At 48.4% G+C, this 23,295-nt stretch carries 24 protein-coding genes and 2 tRNA genes; 15 read left to right on the top strand and 11 right to left on the bottom strand.

What is annotated here, in order from left to right; genetic code table 11:
- The first annotated feature begins 39 nt into the window (after window positions 1–39).
- The gene (locus EPV75_RS02315; RefSeq protein ID WP_029939632.1) at window positions 40–612 is read left to right on the top strand and encodes a mechanosensitive ion channel family protein; all 573 of its coding nucleotides are present in this window, start codon (window positions 40–42) and stop codon (window positions 610–612) included.
- Window positions 613–615: 3 nt separating this feature from the next.
- On the opposite strand, the gene EPV75_RS02320 is transcribed toward EPV75_RS02315, so the two are convergent.
- Window positions 616–978, bottom strand: a complete 363-nt coding sequence (locus EPV75_RS02320; RefSeq protein WP_029939633.1) for a PilZ domain-containing protein — start codon at window positions 976–978, stop codon at window positions 616–618.
- Between the two features lie 15 nt (window positions 979–993).
- A complete protein-coding gene (locus EPV75_RS02325; RefSeq protein ID WP_081836885.1) occupies window positions 994–1,335 on the bottom strand; it encodes a PilZ domain-containing protein in 342 nt (113 codons plus the stop codon).
- Between the two features lie 100 nt (window positions 1,336–1,435).
- Here EPV75_RS02325 and EPV75_RS02330 point away from each other — a divergent pair, with 100 nt between their 5' ends.
- The 4 genes from EPV75_RS02330 (at window position 1,436) to EPV75_RS02345 (ending at window position 5,661) form a co-directional block, all read left to right on the top strand.
- Window positions 1,436–1,717, top strand: a complete 282-nt coding sequence (locus EPV75_RS02330; protein ID WP_029939635.1) for a heavy-metal-associated domain-containing protein — start codon at window positions 1,436–1,438, stop codon at window positions 1,715–1,717.
- Window positions 1,718–1,781: 64 nt separating this feature from the next.
- Window positions 1,782–4,010: a DNA topoisomerase IV subunit A gene (parC, locus tag EPV75_RS02335; protein ID WP_128384318.1), complete on the top strand. Its 2,229-nt coding sequence runs from the start codon at window positions 1,782–1,784 to the stop codon at window positions 4,008–4,010.
- A 74-nt stretch (window positions 4,011–4,084) separates the two neighbouring features.
- Complete coding sequence (locus EPV75_RS02340; protein ID WP_029939637.1) at window positions 4,085–4,921, top strand: motility-associated protein; 837 nt, start codon at window positions 4,085–4,087, stop codon at window positions 4,919–4,921.
- Window positions 4,922–4,926: 5 nt separating this feature from the next.
- Window positions 4,927–5,661: an OmpA/MotB family protein gene (locus EPV75_RS02345; protein WP_029939638.1), complete on the top strand. Its 735-nt coding sequence runs from the start codon at window positions 4,927–4,929 to the stop codon at window positions 5,659–5,661.
- A gap of 6 nt (window positions 5,662–5,667) precedes the next feature.
- Here EPV75_RS02345 and EPV75_RS02350 read toward each other — a convergent pair whose 3' ends face one another.
- The 4 genes from EPV75_RS02350 to hemA are packed head-to-tail and all read right to left on the bottom strand — an operon-like array spanning window position 5,668 to window position 9,796.
- A complete protein-coding gene (locus EPV75_RS02350) occupies window positions 5,668–6,429 on the bottom strand; it encodes a HesA/MoeB/ThiF family protein (RefSeq protein ID WP_128384319.1) in 762 nt (253 codons plus the stop codon).
- 32 nt (window positions 6,430–6,461) lie between these two features.
- The gene (prmC, locus tag EPV75_RS02355; RefSeq protein ID WP_128384320.1) at window positions 6,462–7,346 is read right to left on the bottom strand and encodes a peptide chain release factor N(5)-glutamine methyltransferase; all 885 of its coding nucleotides are present in this window, start codon (window positions 7,344–7,346) and stop codon (window positions 6,462–6,464) included.
- Window positions 7,347–7,364: 18 nt separating this feature from the next.
- The gene (prfA, locus tag EPV75_RS02360; RefSeq protein WP_029939641.1) at window positions 7,365–8,453 is read right to left on the bottom strand and encodes a peptide chain release factor 1; all 1,089 of its coding nucleotides are present in this window, start codon (window positions 8,451–8,453) and stop codon (window positions 7,365–7,367) included.
- 56 nt (window positions 8,454–8,509) lie between these two features.
- A complete protein-coding gene (hemA, locus tag EPV75_RS02365; RefSeq protein ID WP_128384321.1) occupies window positions 8,510–9,796 on the bottom strand; it encodes a glutamyl-tRNA reductase in 1,287 nt (428 codons plus the stop codon).
- 211 nt (window positions 9,797–10,007) lie between these two features.
- On the opposite strand from hemA, the gene EPV75_RS02370 reads away from it, so the two are divergent.
- The 8 genes from EPV75_RS02370 (at window position 10,008) to EPV75_RS02405 (ending at window position 17,253) form a co-directional block, all read left to right on the top strand.
- On the top strand, window positions 10,008–11,843 hold the full coding sequence (locus EPV75_RS02370; RefSeq protein WP_128384322.1) for a tetratricopeptide repeat protein: 1,836 nt from the start codon (window positions 10,008–10,010) through the stop codon (window positions 11,841–11,843).
- A 132-nt stretch (window positions 11,844–11,975) separates the two neighbouring features.
- A tRNA-Gln gene (locus tag EPV75_RS02375) sits at window positions 11,976–12,050 on the top strand.
- Between the two features lie 65 nt (window positions 12,051–12,115).
- Entirely contained in the window at window positions 12,116–13,081 is a 966-nt protein-coding gene (locus EPV75_RS02380; RefSeq protein WP_029939644.1) for a ribose-phosphate pyrophosphokinase, read from the top strand.
- 185 nt (window positions 13,082–13,266) lie between these two features.
- Window positions 13,267–13,845 (top strand): 50S ribosomal protein L25/general stress protein Ctc, encoded by a 579-nt coding sequence (locus EPV75_RS02385; RefSeq protein WP_029939645.1) that lies wholly within the window; start codon window positions 13,267–13,269, stop codon window positions 13,843–13,845.
- A 31-nt stretch (window positions 13,846–13,876) separates the two neighbouring features.
- Window positions 13,877–14,455, top strand: a complete 579-nt coding sequence (pth, locus tag EPV75_RS02390) for an aminoacyl-tRNA hydrolase (protein WP_128384323.1) — start codon at window positions 13,877–13,879, stop codon at window positions 14,453–14,455.
- Between the two features lie 63 nt (window positions 14,456–14,518).
- Window positions 14,519–15,610 carry a redox-regulated ATPase YchF gene (gene ychF, locus EPV75_RS02395; protein WP_128384324.1) on the top strand — a complete coding sequence of 364 codons (1,092 nt, stop codon included), beginning with the start codon at window positions 14,519–14,521 and terminating at the stop codon, window positions 15,608–15,610.
- Window positions 15,611–15,707: 97 nt separating this feature from the next.
- Window positions 15,708–15,784: transfer RNA gene (locus EPV75_RS02400), tRNA-Met, on the top strand.
- A gap of 221 nt (window positions 15,785–16,005) precedes the next feature.
- Window positions 16,006–17,253, top strand: coding sequence for a tyrosine-type recombinase/integrase (locus EPV75_RS02405; RefSeq protein ID WP_128384325.1), 1,248 nt, complete (start codon window positions 16,006–16,008; stop codon window positions 17,251–17,253).
- A 71-nt stretch (window positions 17,254–17,324) separates the two neighbouring features.
- On the opposite strand, the gene EPV75_RS12425 is transcribed toward EPV75_RS02405, so the two are convergent.
- From EPV75_RS12425 to EPV75_RS12445, 4 genes are all read right to left on the bottom strand, one after another.
- A complete protein-coding gene (locus tag EPV75_RS12425; protein ID WP_128384326.1) occupies window positions 17,325–17,588 on the bottom strand; it encodes a helix-turn-helix transcriptional regulator in 264 nt (87 codons plus the stop codon).
- Window positions 17,589–17,673: 85 nt separating this feature from the next.
- On the bottom strand, window positions 17,674–18,477 hold the full coding sequence (locus tag EPV75_RS02415) for a DUF932 domain-containing protein (RefSeq protein ID WP_128384327.1): 804 nt from the start codon (window positions 18,475–18,477) through the stop codon (window positions 17,674–17,676).
- 17 nt (window positions 18,478–18,494) lie between these two features.
- Complete coding sequence (locus EPV75_RS02420; protein WP_192894018.1) at window positions 18,495–19,406, bottom strand: recombination directionality factor; 912 nt, start codon at window positions 19,404–19,406, stop codon at window positions 18,495–18,497.
- A gap of 107 nt (window positions 19,407–19,513) precedes the next feature.
- Complete coding sequence (locus EPV75_RS12445) at window positions 19,514–20,515, bottom strand: YqaJ viral recombinase family nuclease (protein WP_128384328.1); 1,002 nt, start codon at window positions 20,513–20,515, stop codon at window positions 19,514–19,516.
- Between the two features lie 655 nt (window positions 20,516–21,170).
- Here EPV75_RS12445 and EPV75_RS02430 point away from each other — a divergent pair.
- The gene (locus EPV75_RS02430) at window positions 21,171–21,914 is read left to right on the top strand and encodes an inovirus Gp2 family protein (protein ID WP_128384329.1); all 744 of its coding nucleotides are present in this window, start codon (window positions 21,171–21,173) and stop codon (window positions 21,912–21,914) included.
- 63 nt (window positions 21,915–21,977) lie between these two features.
- A complete protein-coding gene (locus EPV75_RS02435; RefSeq protein ID WP_128384330.1) occupies window positions 21,978–22,601 on the top strand; it encodes a hypothetical protein in 624 nt (207 codons plus the stop codon).
- Window positions 22,602–22,663: 62 nt separating this feature from the next.
- On the opposite strand, the gene EPV75_RS02440 is transcribed toward EPV75_RS02435, so the two are convergent.
- Window positions 22,664–23,269, bottom strand: coding sequence for a hypothetical protein (locus tag EPV75_RS02440; protein ID WP_128384331.1), 606 nt, complete (start codon window positions 23,267–23,269; stop codon window positions 22,664–22,666).
- Window positions 23,270–23,295 lie beyond the last annotated feature (26 nt).

A 23,295-nucleotide genomic window follows, 5' to 3' on the forward strand; every position in this document is an offset into this window, starting at 1 on the left:
AAATAAAATTTTCGTAATCGATTCGTTGTCGTAGGGCTTATGTCGGATTTACTGTCTTATTCTCCCATTTCATTAACACCGTTGATTTTAACGGGGTTGATTCTGCTGAGTTACTTTGTCCTGAACTGGTTTTTGAAACGGGTGATCACGTCGCTGGGGCACTTAAAGAACGTGCCGCCCGCCCGCCACGCACAAGTGTATAAATATTTTCGGGTGGTGCTGATTATCCTGACGGCGGTAATGCTGTTGCTGGCCTGGGGGATTGATTATCGTGGTTTGGTGGTAGTGGCCTCGTCGATTCTGGCGATGCTGGCGGTCGCGTTGGTCGCGCAATGGTCGATTTTGAGTAACATCACCGCGGGTGTGTTGATTTTCTTCAGCTTTCCGGTGCGCATCGGCGATAAAATGGAAATTATCGATGGCGCTTCGACCGTTATCGGTGAGATAGTGGAGATCAATTTGTTTCAAATCATTTTGCGTGACGATGACGGCAAGATGGTGTCCTATCCTAATAACCTGTTACTGCAAAAAGCGGTGCGCAAGCTTCAAAAGGACGATGTGTCGCCCGGTGCCAAGCCGGTGCGAATGAAAGAACGTTTGAAATCCGATTGAGGTTTAGCTGTTGGCTTTGCGGTGCAGTTGCCGCCCGAGTTCTTTCAGGCGTTCCTTGTAGGCAAGGAAGTCTTCGATAATGTCGAAATCCCGTTTGGCCAATTCTTCAAATTCAATCGTTAAAAAATAGCCGTTAGCAGTATTGTGGCTGCTGCGTACGTGCCCGAATAGCGTCATTTGGTTGAAACGTTCCAATGCCGGCAGTTCAAAAATGACTTCCAAACGTGTACCGACGGAGGCATTTTTGGAAGATTCAACCGCCACGCCTTTGATGGAAATCTCCTTTAAGCGCCCTTGAACGGTTACCGTATGCCCTTTGATGGTGGCGTTGCGGTCCGCCGAAGCGGACAGCGAATTAAATAGCATTTGGTTTGTATCTCCCTAATCCAAACGGTGGTGATAATTGATGTATTCCGTAATCACCGATTGCATGTAATCTGAAATATCGGTGAATTCGACACCGATTAAATATTGCTGTCCACGAATGTGCGTGCTGTGAGCGGTGACGCCTTCCAGTTTGATTTCAGAGCGCCCGATACTCGGCAGCTGGAACTGAACGGAAACCTTATCGCCTTCGTTTAGTTCTTCATTGGACAGGATGCCGACACCCAAAATCGATAAGTCCAACATTTTTGCGTCCGAGCTTCCGGACTCGGTGGTCAATTTTACAGGCCTTTCCGTCGAAATACGTTCGGCTCTTCGTTGTTCAGCAGTATACAGCATAGCGTTCCATCAGGGTTTCGGGTTGGTTTTAGTTTTATCGTTATATTAACTATGATAAATTAACTTCTATTGAATGGAAAACTTAAAATGTGGAGCGAATATGCTTTTTTCCGTGGAAGTGGATAATATCAAGTGCGGCGGTTGTGCGCACTCAATCGAATCGAAGCTGTCTGAAATGGATGGTATTTCTCAGGTAACCGTAGAGGTTGAAGCAGGCCTGGTCACTTTCGAGTCGGAAGACGACACTCCCGTGGAAGCCGTCAAGGGTAAGTTATCGAGTATGGGCTACCCGGAAAAAGGCTCAATGGAAGGCGTGGGTGCGATGGGTGCGAAAGCCAAATCCTATGTTTCCTGTGCCATCGGCAAAATGTCTCAGGAGTGAATCATCACTTTCCCACCCTGCATGAATTCAACCCAAATCCATAAAACCAATAAAAGAGGCACGGATGAGCCAACAGATGATTAACTATGAAGGCATCGAGCAACAGTCGGTTGCTCAGTTTACGGAAAAGGCGTATTTGGATTACGCCATGTATGTCATTCTGGACAGAGCCTTGCCGCATATCGGTGACGGCTTGAAACCGGTGCAACGACGAATCATCTACGCCATGTCGGAATTGGGTTTGAAAGCGTCCGCCAAGTACAAAAAATCGGCGAGAACGGTCGGGGACGTGCTGGGTAAATTCCACCCGCATGGCGATTCCGCTTGTTATGAAGCCATGGTGCTGATGGCGCAAGATTTTTCCTTTCGTTACCCGTTGGTGGACGGTCAAGGGAACTGGGGGTCGGTCGACGACCCGAAATCCTTTGCCGCCATGCGTTATACCGAAGCCAAATTGTCGAAGTTCAGTCAGTTGCTGCTGGAGGAGACGGGGCAAGGCACGGTGGATTGGGTTCCGAACTTCGATGGGAGTATGGACGAGCCGAGTGTCCTGCCGTCTCGTGTGCCGCATGTGTTGTTGAACGGGACGTCCGGTATTGCCGTGGGGATGGCGACCGACATCCCGCCGCATAACCTGCGTGAAGTCGTCAATGCCTGTGTGGCCTTGCTGGAAGATAAAAGTCTCACGCATGAGGCCTTATGTGAGATCTTGCCGGGACCGGATTATCCGAACCGCGCGTTGATCATCACGCCGAAGGCGGAGCGACTGCGCTTATATGAAACCGGCAGTGGCTCGATTCGTCAGCGCGCGCATTTTTATGTTGAAGACGGCGTGAATGTCGTCGTCGATGCCTTGCCGTTCCAGGTTTCCGGCGCCAAAGTGCTGGAACAAATCGCTTCGCAGATGCGTGCCAAAAAACTGCCGATGGTGGTCGATTTACGGGACGAGTCGGACCACGAAAACCCGATTCGTCTGGTCATCGAGTTGCGCTCCAAGCGTATTGATGTCGATGCGGCCATGTTGCATTTGTTCGCGACGACCGATTTGGAAAGAAGCTATCGTGTCAATTTGAATGTCATCGGTTTGAATGGCCGTCCGCAGGTCAAAAGTTTGAAAGACATGTTGTCGGAATGGTTGGTGTTCCGGACGGAAACGGTTCGCCGACGTTTGCAGTATCGTCTTGATAAGGTCTTGGCCCGCTTGCACATTCTGGAAGGTCTGTTGGTGGCTTTCCTGAACATCGACGAAGTCATCGCTATTATCCGTGAAGAAGACAAACCCAAGCCGGTGTTGATGGAACGTTTCGGTTTGACCGATTTGCAGGCCGAAGCGGTGCTGGAATTGAAATTACGGCATTTGGCGCGTTTGGAAGAAATGAAAATTCGCGGCGAGCAGGAAGAACTGGAAGCCGAACGCCAAAAAATCGAAAAAACTCTTGGCAGTGCGGCACGCATGAAAACGTTGGTCAAAAAAGAACTGTTGGCCGATGCTGAAACCTATGGCGACGACCGTCGTTCACCACTGGAAGAAGCGTCTCAGGCACAAGCCATGAGCGAGCAGGATTTACTGCCGTCCGAGGCCATTACCGTGGTGTTGTCGGAAAACGGTTGGGTTCGTGCTGCTAAAGGACATGATATTGAAGGTGAGTCCTTAGGGTATAAATCGGGGGACAGCTTCTGTTCGCAAGCCAGCGGCCAAAGCCGCCAAATGGCGGTGTTTATGGACAGTACCGGCCGAGCTTACAGTTTAGCGGCGCACAGTTTGCCGTCGGCCAGAAGTCATGGTGAACCTTTGACGGGGCGCTTGAACCCTTCCGCCGGTGCCAGTTTCAAACAGGTATTGCTCGGTCAGCCGAAGGAACAGTATATTTTGGCCAGTTCGTCCGGTTACGGTTTCATCACGGAGTTGGAGAACCTTTATTCGAAAAACAAAGCCGGTAAAGCGGCCATTAGTTTGCCGAAGGGCAGTGAGTTGTTGAAACCGGCGAAAGTATCGGAGTCTGATTGGGTCGTGGTGGTGACCGATGAACCGCGAATGCTGGTGTTTGATATGTCGGAGCTGCCGGTATTGGCGAAAGGGAAAGGGAATAAACTGATTCAAATGCCGAAAGGCACGTCGGTACAGGCGGTTTTTGCCTTCCAGTCCGGTCAAAAAATTGAAATCGTTGCCGGTAAGTACGCGAAAGAGTTCGGCCCGACGGCGATTGAAGAAGCATTTTCAAATCGTGCGAAGCGCGGCGTGACGCTGCCTCGCACCCTGAAAAAGGTAACGGCGATTCGCTTAGCGGAATAAGTTTGACAGTTTTTGGTATCCTTGTTGCTTAAACGAGTTTAGATTAATTTAAGACTGTCAAAAAAGTAGCCATTATGATTTCAAAACCTTTTTCAATACTTGTCATCCTGGGTAGCATGATCGGGGGCTTCCTGATGGCGGGCGGCTCGTTGATTTCGCTGTGGCACCCGGCGGAATTGGTGATTATCCTCGGCTTGGGCTTGGGGGTCTTTTTCGGTTCTACGCCGGTGTATGTCTGGTTGAAGACGTTTACCTATATCGGTCGCTACTTTGGTGGTGGGCGCGTCAATAAAAAAATCTATATTGAAGTGTTGGGCCTATTGGACGAACTGTCGCGTTTGGCGCGTTCCCAAGGCCTGCTGGCTTTGGAAAATCATGTGGTTTCGCCGGAAAACAGCTCGATTTTCGCCAAGTATCCATTGGTGCTGAAGCACAAGGAATTGAAAAAATTTGTGGTCGACAATTTCAGTTATCTGCTGTTGAATCCACCGCAATCGTTGAATTTTGAAAATTACCTGCACGACCAAATCGAAGACATTATGCAGTCGATGATGGAAGTGCCGAAAGCCACCGGCAAAATTGCCAATTTGATGCCCGGTTTCGGGATTATCGCCGCCGTTATGGGGGTGATTTTGACGATGAACCTGTTGGGGGGCGACATGGATGTGGCCGCCATCGGTAACTCCATTGGGGCGGCGTTGGTCGGTACCCTGACAGGGATTTTCGTGGCGTTTGCCGCGATTGCTCCGTTTACGCATTCGGTCGAGGTGATGATTCGCCAAGATAAGGCGATTTTCATTGTCGTGGCCTCGTATTTGACGGCCTTTGCCCATGGCGTTTCACCGAGTATGGCGATGGAGATCGGTCGTCAGCGTGTGCCGCCGGAATTTGAAGTGCCGCGTGAAGGGTAAGTTCGATGTCTAAACGCAAACGTCACGAAGAGTGTCCGGAAGAGGGCGGGGCCTGGGAAATCGCCCTGGCCGATTTGATGACCACCTTGATGGTTTTCTTCTTGGTGATGTGGCTGACGTCGATTGTCGACCCAAGCAAACGAAAGGCATTTGTCGATGCTTTGATTGGCGAAGGGGCCGGCGGGGAAAATATTTCCGCCGAAGAAACCAATATGCAGAGTGTGACGCCGATCGAAAGCCTGAAACCGCCAATCAGTACTCAGGAAATTGAAGAAGCGATGTCCAAGGTCGACCCGAAAGACATTGATGTCGAAGACACGCCGGAATACACCAAAATCACCTTGAGATCGGATAGCTTCTTTGAAAGTGGGCGTGCCACCATCAATGACAAAACGCGCGAGCAATTGGAAAAGCTGGGGGAGACCTTGGCGGGTCGCGGTCAGAAGTTGAGCATTACCGGTTATACCGACAGTATTCCGATTGAGAACCTGCAATTCCCATCCAACTGGGAACTTTCTGCCGCTCGGGCGGCGACGGTTGCCAGGACCTTCATCTATATGGGGGTGGATCCGGCCTTGATTACCATTGAAGGGAAAGCCGATAACGATCCGGTCGCGCCGAATTCAACCCCTTACGGCCGTTCCTTGAATCGTCGCGTCATTATTCTGGTGAACAAGCAGGCGGAAAAACAAGATACGCCGACCAATAAACCGGCATTCGATTTACGTAATCGACAGTGATGGCGGTTAATCGCGGCAGGTTTTGCAGTCCGGATCCTTAGGGAGATTAAGGGTTCGGAACTGCATGGTGTGTGCGTCCATAATCATCAGTTTGCCCATTAAAGTGGGCAACGTCAGCAGTACCTTAATTGCTTCAATGGCTTGCATGGAGCCCACCATGCCCACCACGGGTGCCAAAACGCCGTTCTGACTGCAGGTCAATTCCTGACCTTGCTCTTCCTTATATAAACACTGATAACAGGGTGTCTCCGCTTGGCGAAAATCGTAGGTGGTGAGTTGACCCTCCCAGCGGATGGCCGCGCCGGATACCAACGGCACGCCGTGGCGCCGGCATTGACGATTCAAGGCGAAACGGCTTTCAAAATTGTCGGTGCAATCGAGCACCACGTCCGCCATTGCGACCAAATCGGCCAGTTCGGCTTCCGTGAGTTTGGTGGCAACGGTCGAAATTTCAATGTGATGATTCAGCGCTTGAAGGTTGGTTTTGGCCGACGCCACCTTGTCCTGGCCGATATTGGCTTCACGATGAATCACCTGACGTTGCAGGTTGGAGTCATCGACTTGATCGAAATCCACAAGTGTCAGTTTTCCGACGCCGGCTGAAGCCAAATAAAGTGCCGCCGGCGAACCTAAACCGCCTAGGCCGAAAATGACGGCATGCGATTGAGTCAGGGTCAGTTGACCGTCATAATCGACATCCGATAACAAAATCTGACGGCTGTAGCGGGACAATTCCGCATCGTTGAGTTCGGTTTTATCGGAGGTCATAGTCGTGCTTCCTGTTTCGATTTCGGTTTATTTTAACAAGTTTCGTTGGCGGCTGTTTTCGGCCATTGACCGAAGGTCACGCGCGGTTGACCGCCGTAGTCGCGGCGGGTTTCGATGGATTCAAAACCATATTGGCGGAATAAGGTCTGTACGGCATCGGCCTGGTCGTAACCGTGTTCAAACATGAGCCAGCCGTTTGGCTTCAGGTGCCGGCCCGCCTGTTGCAGAATCTGGGTGATGTCGTCCAGTCCAGTCTCCCCGGAGGTGAGCGCCGTCAAGGGTTCGAAACGCACATCGCCTTGGGAAAGATGCGGGTCGTCCTCACGAATGTAAGGCGGGTTGGAAACGATTAGTTCAAAGCGTTCCCCGGCCAGAGGTTCGAACCAGCTGCCTGAGCAAAAACGAATGTCAAGGTCGAGACGTTGAGCATTTTCTTTGGCGACGGCCAAGGCCTGGGGGCTGAAGTCAACGGCGGTGACGCGACAATTCGGGCCGCTGGAAGCCAGGGCGCAGGCGATTGCGCCGGAACCGGTGCCCAAATCCAAAACCGACCAGGCCTGGTCGGTTTCCGGGGTCCCTGCCGTTAATTTTTCCAAAGCGGTTTCGACCAGTATCTCGGTGTCGGGGCGGGGAATTAAGGTGGCTTCGGTGACTTTGAAAGGCAGTCCCCAGAATTCGCGGGTTTGCAGAATGTGGGCGACTGGCGTGCCCGCTTGACGTTGGGTCACGTCGTCGAAAAATTGTTGGCTTTGAGTCTCGGTCAGAAGCGCTTCCGGCCAGGTGTATAGATAGGTGCGGTTACGGCCGATGGCATTCGCCAGCAGCAGTTCCGCATCCAGGTCGATGGAGTCGGAACCGCTGGTGCTGAGCATTTGTTTGGCGTTTGACAGGGCTTGTGCAATGGTCAGGGCCGTCATTCCGAATCCTTTTCGCGGTTAGGCGTCGTCGCTGAGCGCGGCGAGCTGTTCCGCCTGATATTCATTAATCAGCGGGTCGATGACCTGTTCCAAACCGCCTTGCATGACTTCGTCCAGTTTATACAGCGTGAGGTTGACGCGGTGATCCGTCACTCGGCCTTGCGGGTAGTTGTAGGTGCGGATACGCTCGGAACGGTCGCCGCTGCCGACCAGGCTTTTACGTTCCTGGGCGATTTCCTTGTCGTGGGCGCGCTGACGTTCGTCCATGATGCGCGCGGCCAGTAACGACATGGCTCGGGCGCGGTTTTTATGTTGCGAGCGTTCGTCCTGGCACTCCACCACCGTGCCGGTGGGCAAGTGGGTGATGCGGATGGCGGAGTCGGTTTTGTTGACGTGCTGACCACCTGCGCCGGAGGCGCGGAAGGTATCCACTTTCAAGTCGGCCGGGTTCAGTTCGATTTGTTCCACGTCCGGTGCTTCGGCCATGATGACCACGGTGGCAGCGGAGGTGTGGACGCGCCCCTGGGTTTCGGTCGCGGGTACCCGTTGCACGCGGTGAGCGCCGGACTCGAACTTCAGGCGCGAATAGGCGCCGTCGCCGATGATGCGGGCGATGATTTCCTTATAACCGCCGTGCTCGCCTTCCTGGGCATTGATGATTTCCACTTGCCAGCGCATGTTTTCGGCATAACGGCTGTACATGCGGAAGAGGTCGCCGGCGAAAATCGCCGCTTCGTCACCGCCGGTGCCGGCTCGGATTTCCAAAAAGATATTGGCGTCGTCGTTCGGGTCCTTCGGCAGCAGCATTTTTTGCAGTTCGGTTTCCAGGGTTTCCTGAGTTTTCTCCAGGCCTGGCAGTTCTTCCTGTCCCATTTCTTTCAGGTCGGGATCGCCGGACTTGATCATGTCTTTGGCTTCTTGCAAGTCGGCATCGTTTTCGATGAACCGGTTGAAGGTTTCGACCACGGGAGTGAGTTGGGAATGTTCTTTGGTCAGCTGGCGGAACTTATCCTGGTTGCCGATGATTTCCGGGTCGGACAACAGGTGGTTGACTTCGTCGAGGCGTTCAACCAGGTTTTCGAGTTTGCTGCGTATGGAATCTTTCATGGGTTCGAGTGTCTCGTTTGCAATTTGGAAAGGGGTGTCGAATCGAGCGGGCGACGCTAAGCGCGGGTGCTGGAGTTGGAATCGTCGGATTGTTCGGACAACAGGATTTGAGCCGCAGCGTCCACCACTTCTTTTTGGCCGTTCAGGCCGGCTTGGTGTAAGTTGCTGGTGGGCGTGTGCAGAATTTTGTTGGTCAATTGGTTGGCCAATTTGGTCATCAGTTCTTTCGGGTCGCCGCCGTGTTCCAAGTGGTGCAGGGCTTCGGACAGGACTTGGTCTTTCAAACCGTGGGCATGGTTGCGATAGGATTGGATAATCGGGCTGACCTGTTGGGTGGCCTGATATTGCATCATGAAGCTTTCGGCTTGCAGTTCGACGATTTCTTCCGCTTCCAGTGCGGCGTCTTTACGGGAACGTTTGTTCTCTTCGATGATTTCTTGCAGGTCGTCGACCGTATACAGATAGGTGTCGCTGAAGTCGCCCACGGAAGGTTCGATGTCGCGTGGAACGGCAATGTCGACCATGAAAATCGGTTTGTTGCGGCGCTGTTTGAGGGCGGCACCGACCATGTCCTTCTTCAAAATCGGTTCCGGGCTGGCGGTGGAGGTGATGATCATGTCGGCTTCATGCAAGTGGTCGGTGATTTCCGACAGGCTGATGGCGTAACCGCCTAGGCTTTCGGTCAACTGATGCGCTTTGCTAAGCGTGCGGTTGGCGATGATCAGTTTGCCGATGCGGCTTTCCTTGAGGTGGCGCGCCACCAGTTCGGTGGTTTCACCGGCGCCGATCAATAACGCGGTTTGCTGCGACAAGTCGCCGAAGAATTGTTTCGACAGTGCCACCGCGGAAAAGGCAACCGAGACCGGGCTGGAACCGATGGCGGTGTCGGTGCGCACTTGTTTGGCGGTTTTGAATACATACTGGAACAGACTGTCGAGTGTCTGATGCACGGTTTCGGATTTGTGCGCCAGATTATAGGCGTCTTTGATTTGGCCGAGAATCTGCGGCTCGCCGAGAACCAGTGAATTCAGCCCGCTGGAAACACGCATCATGTGTTTGATGGCATCCAGGTCGGCGTATTCGTAAAGGAAGTCGTCGATGCTTTGCGGCTCGAGTTGGAAGTAGTTGTGTAACCAGTCGCGCAGGCATTGAGGCGTGTCGGCTTTTAACGTGGTGTAGATCTCGGTGCGATTGCAGGTCGAAAGAATCACGCTTTCATTGGCAAGACCCTCGGCTCTCAACTCAGCCAGTGCGTCCTGCACTTCGTCGGGTGAAAAAGAGACTTTTTCACGAATATCAACAGGCGCCGTTTCATGGTTCACGCCTAAGACTAATAGTTTCATAGGGAGTCGATTTAGCCAACAGGGAAAATAATGCAATCAAAGAGGCGTAATTTTGCTAAATTATGGGTCTAATTGCAAGTTTTGAAAGCGTTTTCCGCGATTAAGCCGAAAAGCCAGGCTCGTTTCATCGTTAAAACGGTGAGATTGTGTTATAAATAGAGCTTCCAATGCGTAGAAACGCGGTTCAATTTTCTTTTCAAACGGAGATCAGGTGCCAAGTTTGATTCATAAAACAATACGAAAAAGCTGGGTGTGGGGCGTGTGTTTGGCTGGGGTTTTCCAGTTGACAGCTTGCAGTCAGTTCCCGAAAGAAGAGGCGACGACGCCTGAGAGTACGCCGGTTGAACAACCCACGGAAGAGACGGCCCAAACACCTGAGGCCGAGACGGAAGTCCCGCCGGTTAAGGTGCCGTCCGCCGAGATGGAACCGGAAACCATGTATAAGATCATGGTAGGGGAAATGCTTGTTCAGAAAGGGCAACGGGCGAGCGCCTTCGGAGTCTTGTATCCGGTGGCGAAGAAAACCCGTGACCCAGGCCTGGCGGAAAGGGTCTTTCAATTGTCGATGGCAACTTATGACCTGAATGCCATTCAGGAAGCGGCGAAACTGTGGCGCGATGTCTCGCCGGACAAGGTCATGGCCTGGAAGGCGTCGTATCTGATTTCGGTGCGGGAAGGCAAAGTGGGCGAGGCGCTGGAGTTCTGGCAACGTTATCGCACCTTATCGGACGTGAGCTTGGAGCAGGACTTGATTGCAACGGCGATTCGAGTGACCCAAGCAGCGCAACCGACCTACGGTCTGGAATTTCTATCCGGCTTGAAAGACTTGTACCCGGATGAACCGGCCGCGGTGTTCGGCTTGGGGTCGGCGGCGGAAGGCTATCGGGTCTACGATGTGGCGATTTCCAATCTGGAAGACGCCAGCGAACGTTATAAAAAGCGTTGGAAACAGAACGAGGACGACTTCACGGCGGAAAAATTGTATCGCGAGTCCAACCATTTGTTGGCCAATGCCTATTTGAAATCCAATCAAGCCTTGCTGGGCTTGAAACGTCTGTCGCCGTATATTAACGAAAACACCGATGACTGGCTGATGCAGGAACGCTTTGCGCGCTTGGAAGTGAAGGCCGGGTATTTTGATGAGGCGGAAAAACGCTATCTGCGCATTGTCGAAAACGAACCGAAAGCCTATACCTCGAAATTGTCGGTGGCTTTGTTGCGTTTGGAGCGTGATGATTATGCCGGTGCGGACACTCTGTTGAAGGATTTGCAAGGAATCCCGCAATATCGTTCAACGGCCAACTATTACCTTGGGTTGTCGGCACAGGAACAAGGACAACTTGAAGACGCCATTTCGTATTATAAGCGCATCAACACCTCCGATTACTTGGTGGATGCCAAGCTGCACATCGCCGAGATTGAGTTTTCCAAAATCGGTCTGGAGCGCACCATCGAGAATCTGGAAGCGATTCAGTCCGACCAGCCGGAAGATCAGGTGAAGATCCTGCGCGGCAAAGCGATTTTCTACAACATTGCCGGTGAAAAGCAGAAAGCGATTGACGAATATCAACAAGCCATCGATATTGACGATCAGAGAGCCGATCTTTATTTGATGCAGTCGATGTTATATTACGATCTCAAACAGTTCGATGCTTATGAAGAGAATTTGGAAAAAGCCCTGGCCATCAACCCGAATGATGTTGATGCCTTGAATGCGCTGGGTTACTTCTTTGTGGAGCAGGGGCGTGATTTGGATCGCGCCCAGCAATTGCTGGATAAGGCTTTGGCGCTGGCACCAAACCGTTTTTATGTGCTTGACAGCCGGGGCTGGCTTGCCTATCAGCAAGGCGATTATGAAACCGCCGAGGCCTATTTGAAGCAGGCGTTGTCGATTCAGATGGATGGCGAAGTTCTATTACACTTGATTCAGACCGAATGGAAGCTCGGCAAAAAAGATGTCGCCGCCGAGCTTTGGAATGCACATCATGAGAAGTTTCCGGAGAACGAAGCCCTGCAACAGATTTTGCAGAAGTTGTCCTCCGAATAAACGGGGCGCGAATCGCGCTTCGCTCGGAAAAGTCGTTTTACAGTTTTGTGAAACTTTTTCTGAAAAAGGGCTTGATTTGCGGTAGGGAACATGGATAATACGCACCTGTCTTTTATGACAGCGATAAACAGTTGGGCTATCGCCAAGCGGTAAGGCAACGGGTTTTGATCCCGTCATGCGCAGGTTCGAATCCTGCTAGCCCAGCCATTATCCTATCCCGAATTCTTCAAATCATTTTTTTCCTGGTTTTTCGCCATAGGAGTCGCCTTTCAATGGCTTACAAAAATGTCCGATTATTTGCCGGAAACGCAAATGTTAGCCTAGCCGAGAACATCTCCTCCTCTATCGACATTCCCCTTGGAAAAGCAGACGTTGGTCGTTTCAGCGACGGCGAAATCATGGTTCAAATCAATGAATCCGTGCGCGGTAAAGATGTCTATGTCTTGCAACCGACTTGCACGCCGGAGCCTGCCGTCAACCTGATGGAGCTGCTGGTGATGATCGATGCCCTGAAACGCGCCTCCGCCAAACGTATCACTGCTGTGGTGCCGTATTACGGTTTTGCGCGTCAGGATCGTCGTCCGCACTCGGCCCGTGTTCCGATTACCGCGCGTTTGGCGGCGGACATGATTACCGTGGCGGGCGCCGACCGTTTGATTACGGTCGACTTGCATGCTGACCAGATTCAAGGCTTTTTCGACATTCCGGTGGACAACATTTACGGTTCGCCAACGTTGGTCGACGATATGCGCGCTTCCGGACACATCGCCGCCGACAATATGATGGTGGTGTCGCCGGACATGGGCGGTGTGGTTCGTGCCCGTGCCGTGGCGAAAGCGTTGGGCTGCGACATGGCGATTATCGATAAACGTCGCCCGAAAGCCAATGTCGCGCAAATCATGAACATCATCGGTGACGTCGAAGGGCGTGACTGTATTCTGGTGGACGACATGGTCGATACCGCCGGTACCTTGTGTAAAGCCGCGCAGGCTTTGAAAGATCACGGGGCCAAGAGTGTGACCGCTTATGTGGTGCATGCGGTTTTGTCCGGCCCGGCGGTTGAAAACATCAATAACTCCTGCCTGACCGAGTTGGTGGTGACGGATACCATTCCGTTGTCCGCCGCCGGCATGGCGTCTGAAAAGGTCCGCCGCGTCAGTATCGCTCCGGTGCTGGGTGAAACCATCCGACGCGTGCATCAGGAAGAATCTGTTTCTGAATTGATGCCGATTCGCTAAAAACCACCAGGCCTGGTGGTTTTTCCATCTAATACTTTGTTTTTTCTCAGTTTCCGCTTTAAGTTTCAACAAAATTCAGTATAATACCGCTCTTTGTTTCTGTGCTTGGTCGCGAGCATGGAGTGTTTGAGGCGTTTGTCCTCTTAAATAACGGGCTAAATGCCCGATTGAATGGAGTAATGAAAATGAGTCAAGTATGGACTGCAGAACTTCGTACTGAAGAAGGGAAAGGTGCGAGCCGCCGCCTTCGTCATGCGGGGAAAGTACCTGCCATCATTTATGGTGGGGAACAGGAAGCGAAGTCAATCGCATTGGAAAGCCGTGTTGTTGAACACGCTTTGAACGACATTGATTTGTACAACACGGTTTTGACCATCGAAGGTGCCGGTGACGCTGAAAGTTGCGTTATCAAAGACCTGCAACGTCATCCTGCGACTGGATTTGTCTCTCACATCGACTTTCAACGTGCGTCGGATTCTTCTCGCATCGTTAAGCGTGTACCATTGAAGTTTGTTGGTCAAGCGTCTGCACCGGGTGTGAAAATGGGTGGTTTGATGTCATTCATGCAATCCAGCGTTGAAGTGTCTTGTTTGACAAAAGATCTTCCTACGGCCATCGAAGTCGACGTTTCCGGTTTGGAAGCCGGGACAAACTTGCGTTTGTCTCAATTGGCGTTGCCTGAAGGTGTGAAGCTAACCGCTTTGGCACACGGTAACACGGACTATGACCAAGCGGTTGTTGGTATCGGTAAAGTAAAACGTTAATTTTTAACGTTATTTGTTCGAAAGCCCGCATATGTCATCTGTAAAGCTCATTGTTGGTCTTGGTAATCCGGGACAGCAGTACGTACAGACCCGACATAATGCGGGTTTTTGGTTTGTGGAGGACGTTGCCCGTCAATACGGTGTGCAATTTCGTCCAGAAACCAAATTTTTAGGCGAAGCGGCTCGTGTGCAATCGTCCGGATTCGATGTCTGGTTGTTGAAACCGATGACCTACATGAATCGCAGTGGTCAATCCATTCAGGCCCTGGCCAAGTTCTACAAAATCGCTCCGGAAGAAATTCTGGTGGTGCATGACGAGTTGGATTTGGAACCGGGCGTGGCGCGCTTGAAAAAAGGTGGCGGCCACGGTGGGCATAACGGCTTGCGCGACACCATTGCCGCGCTGGGCACAAAAGAGTTTCAGCGTTTGCGCTTGGGAATCGGCCACCCCGGAGACAGCAAACAAGTCGTGGATTACGTGCTCAAGGCACCGTCGAAATCCGAGCAGGCCGCTATCGAAACGGCCATTGACGAAGCCGGGCGGGTCCTGCCGGAAGTGTTGGGCGGTGAGATGGAAAAAGCCATGAATCGGTTGCACACCGCAACCTGATTCAACAGGCAACCTCATTCAAATCAGATCAATTACAGTTAACTTTGGGTTCAGGAGACAAACATGGGAATTAAGTGCGGAATTGTGGGGTTACCGAATGTCGGAAAATCTACCTTATTTAATGCGCTGACCAACGCCGGTATCGAATCGGCCAACTATCCGTTCTGTACGATTGAGCCCAATGTCGGCGTGGTGCCGGTGCCGGATGAGCGTGAACAGGCGCTGGCCGAAATCGTCAACCCGGAACGCGTTTTGTCCGCCACCGTCGACTTTATGGACATCGCCGGCCTGGTGGAAGGGGCTTCCAAAGGGGAAGGTCTGGGGAATAAATTCCTGGCCAATATCCGTGAAACCGATGCTATTGTGCAAGTGGTGCGTTGTTTCGAAAACGATGACATCGTGCATGTGGCCGGTAAGGTTAATCCATTGGCCGATATCGAAATCATCAATATGGAATTGACGCTGGCGGACATGGAGTCGCTGGAAAAAGCCGCCGAAAAACAGAAGAAACTGGGGAAAAGCGGTAATAAAGAAGCGCAAACCAAACAAGCACTGTTCGAGCGCGTTTTGGCGGAAATTGAAGACGGTAAACTGGTGCGTTTGGTGGAGACTACCGACGATGAAAAAGCCATGTTGCGCGATCTACACCTGCTGACCATCAAGCCGATGATGTACATTGCCAACGTCAATGAAGACGGTTTTGAGAACAACACCATGTTGGATGAAGTTCGTGCTTTGGCGGCCGAGCAAGGCGCCATTGTGGTGCCAGTGTGTGCGGAAATCGAATCCGAAATCGCCGAACTGGACGACGATGAAAAAGCCGACTTCCTGCAAGAAATGGGCTTGGAAGAACCCGGCCTGAACCGTGTGATTCGTGCCGCCTATGAGCTGTTGGGCTTGCAAACCTATTTCACCGCCGGTGTGAAAGAAGTACGTGCCTGGACCGTCAAAAAAGGCGCCACCGCGCCGCAGGCGGCAGGCGTTATTCACACCGATTTCGAAAAAGGCTTTATCCGTGCCGAAGTCACCGCCTACAACGATTTTATCGAATACAAAGGTGATTCCGGTGCCAAGGCGGCGGGCAAGCAACGCTTGGAAGGAAAAGAGTACATCGTCCAGGATGGCGATGTCATGCACTTCCGTTTCAACGTCTAAAATCGCCAGGCCTGGCGATTTTGGCAAAAGCTTCATAAAAGTGTCAACTGGCGGTTGACATGGCGTCTAAAAATTCTATAATACGCCAATCTTTTTTGGCTACATAGCTCAGCTGGTTAGAGCACATCACTCATAATGATGGGGTCCCAGGTTCAAATCCCGGTGTAGCCACCATATTCAAAAGCTCACTTGATTTCAAGTGGGCTTTTTTTATGTCTGAAATCCCGTCTTATAAGGCTTTCAGCTTGTTGTTACACTTTTTACTTGTCTCTTTTGATTTCAATTAATTCCAACAAATTGACATCACAGTGGTATGCAAAGTGGTATGTAAATTTTTATATATCCACTTATTGGTATGCAAAAAGCAGTCTTGCATACCACTAAGGAGAAAAGAAATGTTAACAGTCTTACAAATAAAGAACTTCAAGCCAGAGAGTATTGTCTATCGAAAATCAGATATGAACGGACTTTACCTGACTATTTATCCTAATGGGCATAAGAAATGGGATTTTCGCTACACCTCACCTGCCTCAAATAAAAGACGAACATTTAGAGTTGGTGACCAAGCTTTTATGAGCTTATCGGACGCTCGTTCTGAAGTGATACGCTTGCACCAGATGATCAGCCAAGGAATTGATCCGGTTGATCAGAAGCGGGAAGTCGAGTTTCAAAATCAACAACAATTACAACGTCAACAGAAGTTCGATAACCGTATAAAGTTCTTTCAACTTTATCATGAGTTTGCAGGCTTTTGTACAACTTCATTTGGTGGGGCAGGGGCTAGATGGACGGATTATACAAGGCAAAAACACGATGAGAGGTTTGTTAACCATGTTTTACCTGAGATTGGAGAGTTACCAGTAGAGGAGGTGACAGAAAATCATATTGTTTCTGTTCTGTTGGCTATCCAAGAGCGAGGGACTTTGTCGATCCGGGACAAAGTCAAACAGGTGCTTAATGCTTTGTTTCAATATGCTTTTGATAAACAATACTGCAACAAAAATGTGATGAAGTTTTTGCCAGAATCAATATTTGTTAAATCGGCAGTTAATCATTTCAAACATCTCACCACGGATAAAGAATTAGGCCTCTTCTTGAGGCAGCTGTCAAACGTCCACGCTTCTTTTGAGATTTTGTCAGCAATTTATTTGGGCATTATGTTTTTTTTACGACCAGGTGAACTGGTTGGTATGGGATGGGACGAGGTGGACTTCACTGAAGGTGTTGTCACTGTATTTTCATCGAAAATAAAAAAGGAACATATTGTTCCTATGTCTAATCAGGCAAAGCAGTTATTAATGAGTTTAAATCATTTTACTGGCCATTCTCCTTACGTGTTTTTGTCTTCATACGGTAGTGGACGTTATCGTCATATTAGCCGTGATAGCCTTGGTAATACTTTAAGGCGAAGTGGTATCGATTATATCCAGCCACATGGATTCAGGCATACAGCAAGTACCATGTTAAATGAGATGGGGTTTGATTCGGATGTGATTGAGCTTCAATTAAGTCATAAAATTTCTGGGGTTAGGGGAGTTTATAATAAAGCTCAAAGGTTAAAAGACCGAAAGGCTTTAATGCAGGCATGGTCGGATCATTTAGAGCAGTTAGGGATGAGTGGTTCAGTTTTGTCGGGTTTGTAAATAAATTTTCAGAAAAAATTAAAAGATAAGTTATAAACCAGTACCGCCATTGCGGTACTGGTTATGTTGGTTCATTGGATAATGGGTCGACGATTACTCTCAATTACTTGGTTCATCCAAGCAATAATTTCACTTTCTATCCAACGAGAGCTGGTACTGGAAATTTTGATTGGAAGAGGAAAGGTGGAGTCATACAACTCATGTCTTGGATCCATGCGGCGATAAATTGCACTTCTTGATATAGAAAGGAGTTTGGTCACTTCTTTAAGTGTCAGAAAACGATTTGATATGTGCAGAGCCTTTTCTTGGTCAGGTAGTGATGTACTTGGGAGCATTTTTTTATCCTCATTGTTCAATTAATTTCAAACGAAACCGGTTTCGTTCAAAAGATAGCCTAGGATTTAAAAAATTACATATGGCTTAATGGCGTTTTAGGTGTGAAAATTCTTCAGCCAATTGCCACAGAGCTCTATTTAAGCGCACGTCTTCCGTAACCGAATGAATGGCTCGGGTTTTGGTCGAGCGACCAGTAGAGGATCGACCAATCAATCCACCTTTCATAAAGTTTTCTTGAACCCGATTGAATGTTTTCCAAAGGCTGGGCTCTTTATCTTCCACCCGTCGGGCTTGAAGTAAGGATTCAGCGTCAATTGGACTTTGATTTTCCCAGTCTTCACCGTAACGTAATGCTAAGGATGCTCTTGCAAACAACACAGATTCTTCTTTAGAGACCAGCGTTGATTGGAACGACTCAACTGAATTCGATATATGCGGAATTTCATTGGCAAGCGATAAAGAACCTTCAATGATATTTTCCACAATGTTTTTGCCGTGCTTGACACGAATGCCACCGAGATCACCAGCGGGCGTCACCATGCCGTTAGAACACACCAAACGAAACAGCCCTAAATCGAGTTGATAAGCCGCACTTCGATTATGTGAATTGGTAAGAACCAACTCACTGATAGAATCTCCGACTTTAATCTGGCGATCTGGGTCTTGTCTAAAGCGCACCATATGGCGAGCTAATAATTGCTTGCTTGGGTCACGTGTTTTAGTTTGTTGGGCTCTTACGGGATACCAGCCTTCTTCTTGCAGTGCATTTACCACATCAATGGTTGGTACAAAACCATATCGATCAGATACTTCGTGGGCGGGCGCATCAGCAAAGATAGCTGGTGCGGTTTTATGCAGTTGTTGCGAGGTTAAGATGTTCATAGCCATGATTTTTTCCTTTTATATTAATGCGTGGTTGTTGGGGTTAATTGCTCTAAACTCTGCTCTAAGGCCGAATTTAAACTTTGAGGGTGAGTGGTCGTACCGGTTTGCGGTGTTTGCGTGGAATCTGGATAGAATTCATCCAATATGGAATCAACCGTGTCGGAGTCTTCTTCAAAGAAACCGTTGCTAAAACCTTTGACCGCTGCCGCATCAAGCGCATTCTGTAAAAATCCCATCTCCATTCGTTGTTGGTGAATGTTTTTAGCTTGGGTAAGAGTTTGTTCTAAGCTCATGCCTTCACGTAACGTCAGATCAACGTAATAGATTGGATGCCCAAAGCTTTGACGGGTCGATTTGGCTCTTACCCTTAAAGCTAGGGGCAAACATGAAAGTCGGTTTTGAGAGATAGCTTGAAAATAACTGAGTCGAGAGGCGAGGGTGCGAATGCTGTTGAAACCCGATGTTCGGAATGTAAAGCTGCCAATTGGGTCCGATTGCGCTTCTCCCTCCGGTGTAATGAGTACGTTTAAACGGCCATAGGGTTTGCATTGCCCCTGAGCAAATTCACAAACATCTGCTCCGGGACAGGCTTGGGTTTCAATCGTATTGTTATGCCGTCTTTGACACGTTTCGCCGTTGCCAACACAGATTGGCCGAGCGGTTTGTCTGTCAAACAAGCAGTAATCGGCTCTTAGGTTCAAGTCCGGTTGGTTAAATACCATTTGTACTGGAATTTCTCGAAGCTTTTGATTCGGTTGCTCTCTAAGCTGTTTGTCTAACGGGTGTTTCTTCCAACCTTCTCGTGTTTGTATTTGAGTGGTAATCGTGAATTGGTCATCTTTTTGAGGCAGGCGTTTACCGTCTTTTTCGACGACTTGCCCAATCGAAATGCGGCCAATCACTGGTGGGGTCAAAACGAGTCCTTTTAACATGAGGGTTCTCCTGGGTTAATGAAGTGGTTAATATGAATTTCAGGCATAAAAAAGCCCCGCACAAAGGCAGGGCTTGGTTGAGTGATAAAGTTTTTATAAATTGAGAATCAGTCGGGTTGGATTAAGAACCGCCTTGAGCCCGGTTTTTCCTTTAAATAGGCTTCATGCAGTTTAGGCTGTTCCTCTTTAAAGCGCTTGGCATCAAAAGTGGTCGATGACTTAGACAGTTTCCAAGAAATTCGGCCATCATTAAATTCCGCCATGCTGTAGTCACCCATGCGTTCTTGTAGTTGGTGCTTAATCAGCGTTTCTTGTTTAGAAAGCTCCGAACTCTGTGCCTTTAGGCGCATTAATTCGGAAAATAGACTGTCGGCTTGGTGATCATGTTTTAGGTCTAATGTTTTATGGTTGTCGTTTGGATAAAGCTGTCTTAAAGCACGAGCAGAAGACGCACTGGCATCAGCCGGTGGCGGAGTGTTGGTTTTTACACGTTGCCAAAATGCTTGTTCCAGTTTGATTAAGCGTTCGATCAACTCATCATCCCGTTCAATTCGAAAGATTTCCAATTTTTGACCAGCAATCAATACAGCGACATCCGCCGCTTGTTGGCCCGTCACAGCAAGTTGGTGCATAACCTGGAGTTGAATGTAATCAGGCACGCCATTTCCCCAAAGTTTCGCCGAGTGCATTCCGGCTGTCTTACACTCTAGGATTTGAACGTCATCGTTCCCGACAATTTCCCGATCCAAGTTTGCCAGCATCCAAGGGTGGTCTTGATGTTGCAGGATGGCATTCACCTTTCGAACTTTTCGACCAGTACGTTTTGCATAGTGTTCGGCGACAATGGGTTCAAGAATCGTCCCCCATACTAAAGGAGTGTCTTCGTTCATATCGGGTTGGGAGGGAGTGATTCTCCCTGTCTTCTCCATCCATAGCTCTAGTTGCGATTTAAACGGGTTTAATCCTGCTGCTGTTGCTGCATCACTCGACCCAATGCCTTTGTTTCGATATTGAAGCCATAGGTCGGTATTAAGGTTTTGCGTGCTGATCATGCGTTTTGCTTGAGCGTGACGGCGAGAAGGGGGTGGTGTTTGAGATAGTGCTGTCATTTTAGCCTCCTACGGATTTATTAGGGTGGTTGAGGTGTGTATCCAAGCGGAACTTATGAGCGCAGGACTTACATTCATAAGACGGCAAAAGGGAGTGATCAATTTGCTCACCGAGTTTCATGGCAATTGAACCACACGATAAAGCGCCAGCTAGGCCTCCGATAAAGGCACCACAAAGGCTGCCAATGGGGCCCGAAGGGCTTGCGATGATGGAACCTGCTCTAGCTCCTTTAAGAGCGCTGTAAACTCCACCTGCTGCACCAGCAATGACTCCGGTGGCAGTGCAAAAGTTTTGTGCGGTATGTGTTAGTCGTACTTGAGCAGAACGACATTTAGGACATTGGACTGTCATAGCTTTTCCTTCAATGATTAAAAATGAAACGGACTTTTCCGTTGTCATTGAAGTGTTATAGATCTGACATTGTTTTGAATTGAATAAGTTATGTAATTTTTTACATTTGGTATTTATTTAATGCCAAGAATTTAACTTTCCTGAGGTTTGATAAGGAAAATAGGGTTTATGGTTCAATTGTTAATTAAAAACTAGCCTTTTTTAGGGAAGCTGATTGTCGGTATAGGTATTAAGTTAAGTAATTAATAGCAGAATAGTTTTAATCCTGATAAGGGATAAAAGAAAATATAAGGATTATTTAAAATGGAAGAGAAAAATAAAATAGATATTTCACAATCAATGAAGCTGATGTCCAATAAAAATTTAGAAGTTACGTTGGATCCAAGTTATGCCGGTCATGCTGTTAAAACATCTTTTCAAAGAGGGCAAAGCCCCAAGCTTTATCAAGGATTTTTAATCAAATCTTATTTAGCACAGCTGATTAAGTTAATCTATGCCCACACTTGGAAATACCCAAGAACATTAGCTGTAAGGTTTGAGCTTTTATATCCGAAGGAGTATTCCAAAATGCCTACAAATGAGCACATTACGCAATTCTTTAAAAGCTTGAATTATCGAATCGATAAGCAACAAGAGACTAAGCGAAAGGCAGGAACGCGAGTTCATCAAACAGATGTTAATTATTGTTGGGTAAAAGAGCAGGATAGCAGCGAACATCCTCATTACCATGTGTTGTTATTGCTTAATAAAGATTCTTACCAAGGGCTGGGTAATTATTCAGATCCAGTAAGTCTAATGGGGTTGATGAGAAACTCTTGGGCCGCAGCGCTTAGTTTAACTTATGAGCAGACGAAAGGAATCGTCAATGCATCTGAACATAAAAATAATAAAAGGATTAAGCCAGTCCATTATGTAAATCGCGGTTCAGAAGACTATCAAGCACAATTGGATGAATTGATTTATAGGGGCAGTTATTTATGCAAACTCGAAACCAAGAGGTTCCTTAATAACCGTTCTAGGAATTTTGGCAGTAGCTTAGTGAATTAGTATAATGACTTAACAAGCTGTTTGAAGCAATAAATGGTTTTGTCTTAACAAAAGGGGAGTTCAATGTTACACAGGTTGTTTTTTATTTTATTAAGTATTTTGATTGTTACTTTAAATGGTTGCAGTAGTTCTGGGCATGTTAAGGAAACAGGCAAAAAATATGTGACCGCGCCACCGGAAGGAAAAGCTCAAGTGGTTTTTATTCGCAGCTCAGGGTTTGGCGGGGCTGTTTCAGCACCAATTATTGAGGTCACGGATAATCAGATCAAACCTGTCACCGTACTTGGGGCAAAACAAAAAACGGCCTACATTGTTGAACCGGGATTGCATGACTTTATAGTGACCCATGAATCAGCCGATTTGTTTAAAGCAGACCTTGCTGAAAATAAAACTTATTTTTATATGATTACTCCTAGAATGGGCTTTTGGAAAGCCCGTTTTACGCCAAAGGCAGTTAAAAAATCGGGCGGGATTTACCAAGTAAATTCAGAGGAGTTTTCAGAAATTCGAGAAAGTGTGGGGTTAAGTGAAAACAAACCGTCTGTGCTCATTTGGTTTGATAATAATAGAGACAGTATTTATGAGAAACTGGAATCAGCAAAAAAAGCATGGGTCTCTGAATCTCAAGAGACTAAAGACTTAAGAACATTGGTACCTGAGGATGGCATCAATACTTATTTAAAATAATCAAAGACGCATTTGATAGTGGGGGTGGATTGTGCTTTTCTTTCTAGAAGCCCCTGGTACTACTATTCCTGCGCAAAGTATTCCGTTATGGCTTGTTCCGTATAGTCTGGGGAATACATTTCAGGACGGTAAAGAGGCCCAACTCCGGTGAGAGTGGTTTCAGAATAGTAATTATTTGATGCGACACTGAATTTAATGATTGGACGATATAAAATTTCTTTAATTTTAGGGGCATCGGAAGTTTGATTGACCGCACTTTCTGCTGCAAGGCTTGCAAGTGCTCCAGCTCCTAACGCCATTCCTAAGCCCGCAACCTCTCCGCTTGCTACACTACCATTTTTGTACTTTACATAGGGTTCACGAATATAGTCAACTAATGTGACCGTAACAGGGGTTCCACTGCTGATCAGTTTAATATTTTTGCTAATGAGGGTTTCTTTTATTTGTTTTTGAATATCAGACCAGCCCAATATTTTTTGCATTTCATCTGTGGCATCGGATTTGAATACTAAATTAATTTTAGAGTATTTGATTTTATCGAAGTTGGTTGATTCGACTATGATCCCAGCTACTCGCTGACCATTGTTTTCTGGTTTCATTATTGGAGGTGTTGAGCAGCCTGAGAGAAAGAATGTAAAGGTTGTTAAAACAGACAATAAAATTTTCATGCGCTAGTTATCTCCAATACCATATC

Origin of the sequence: Hydrogenovibrio thermophilus, from assembly GCF_004028275.1 — a bacterium.
GTDB lineage: Bacteria > Pseudomonadota > Gammaproteobacteria > Thiomicrospirales > Thiomicrospiraceae > Hydrogenovibrio > Hydrogenovibrio thermophilus.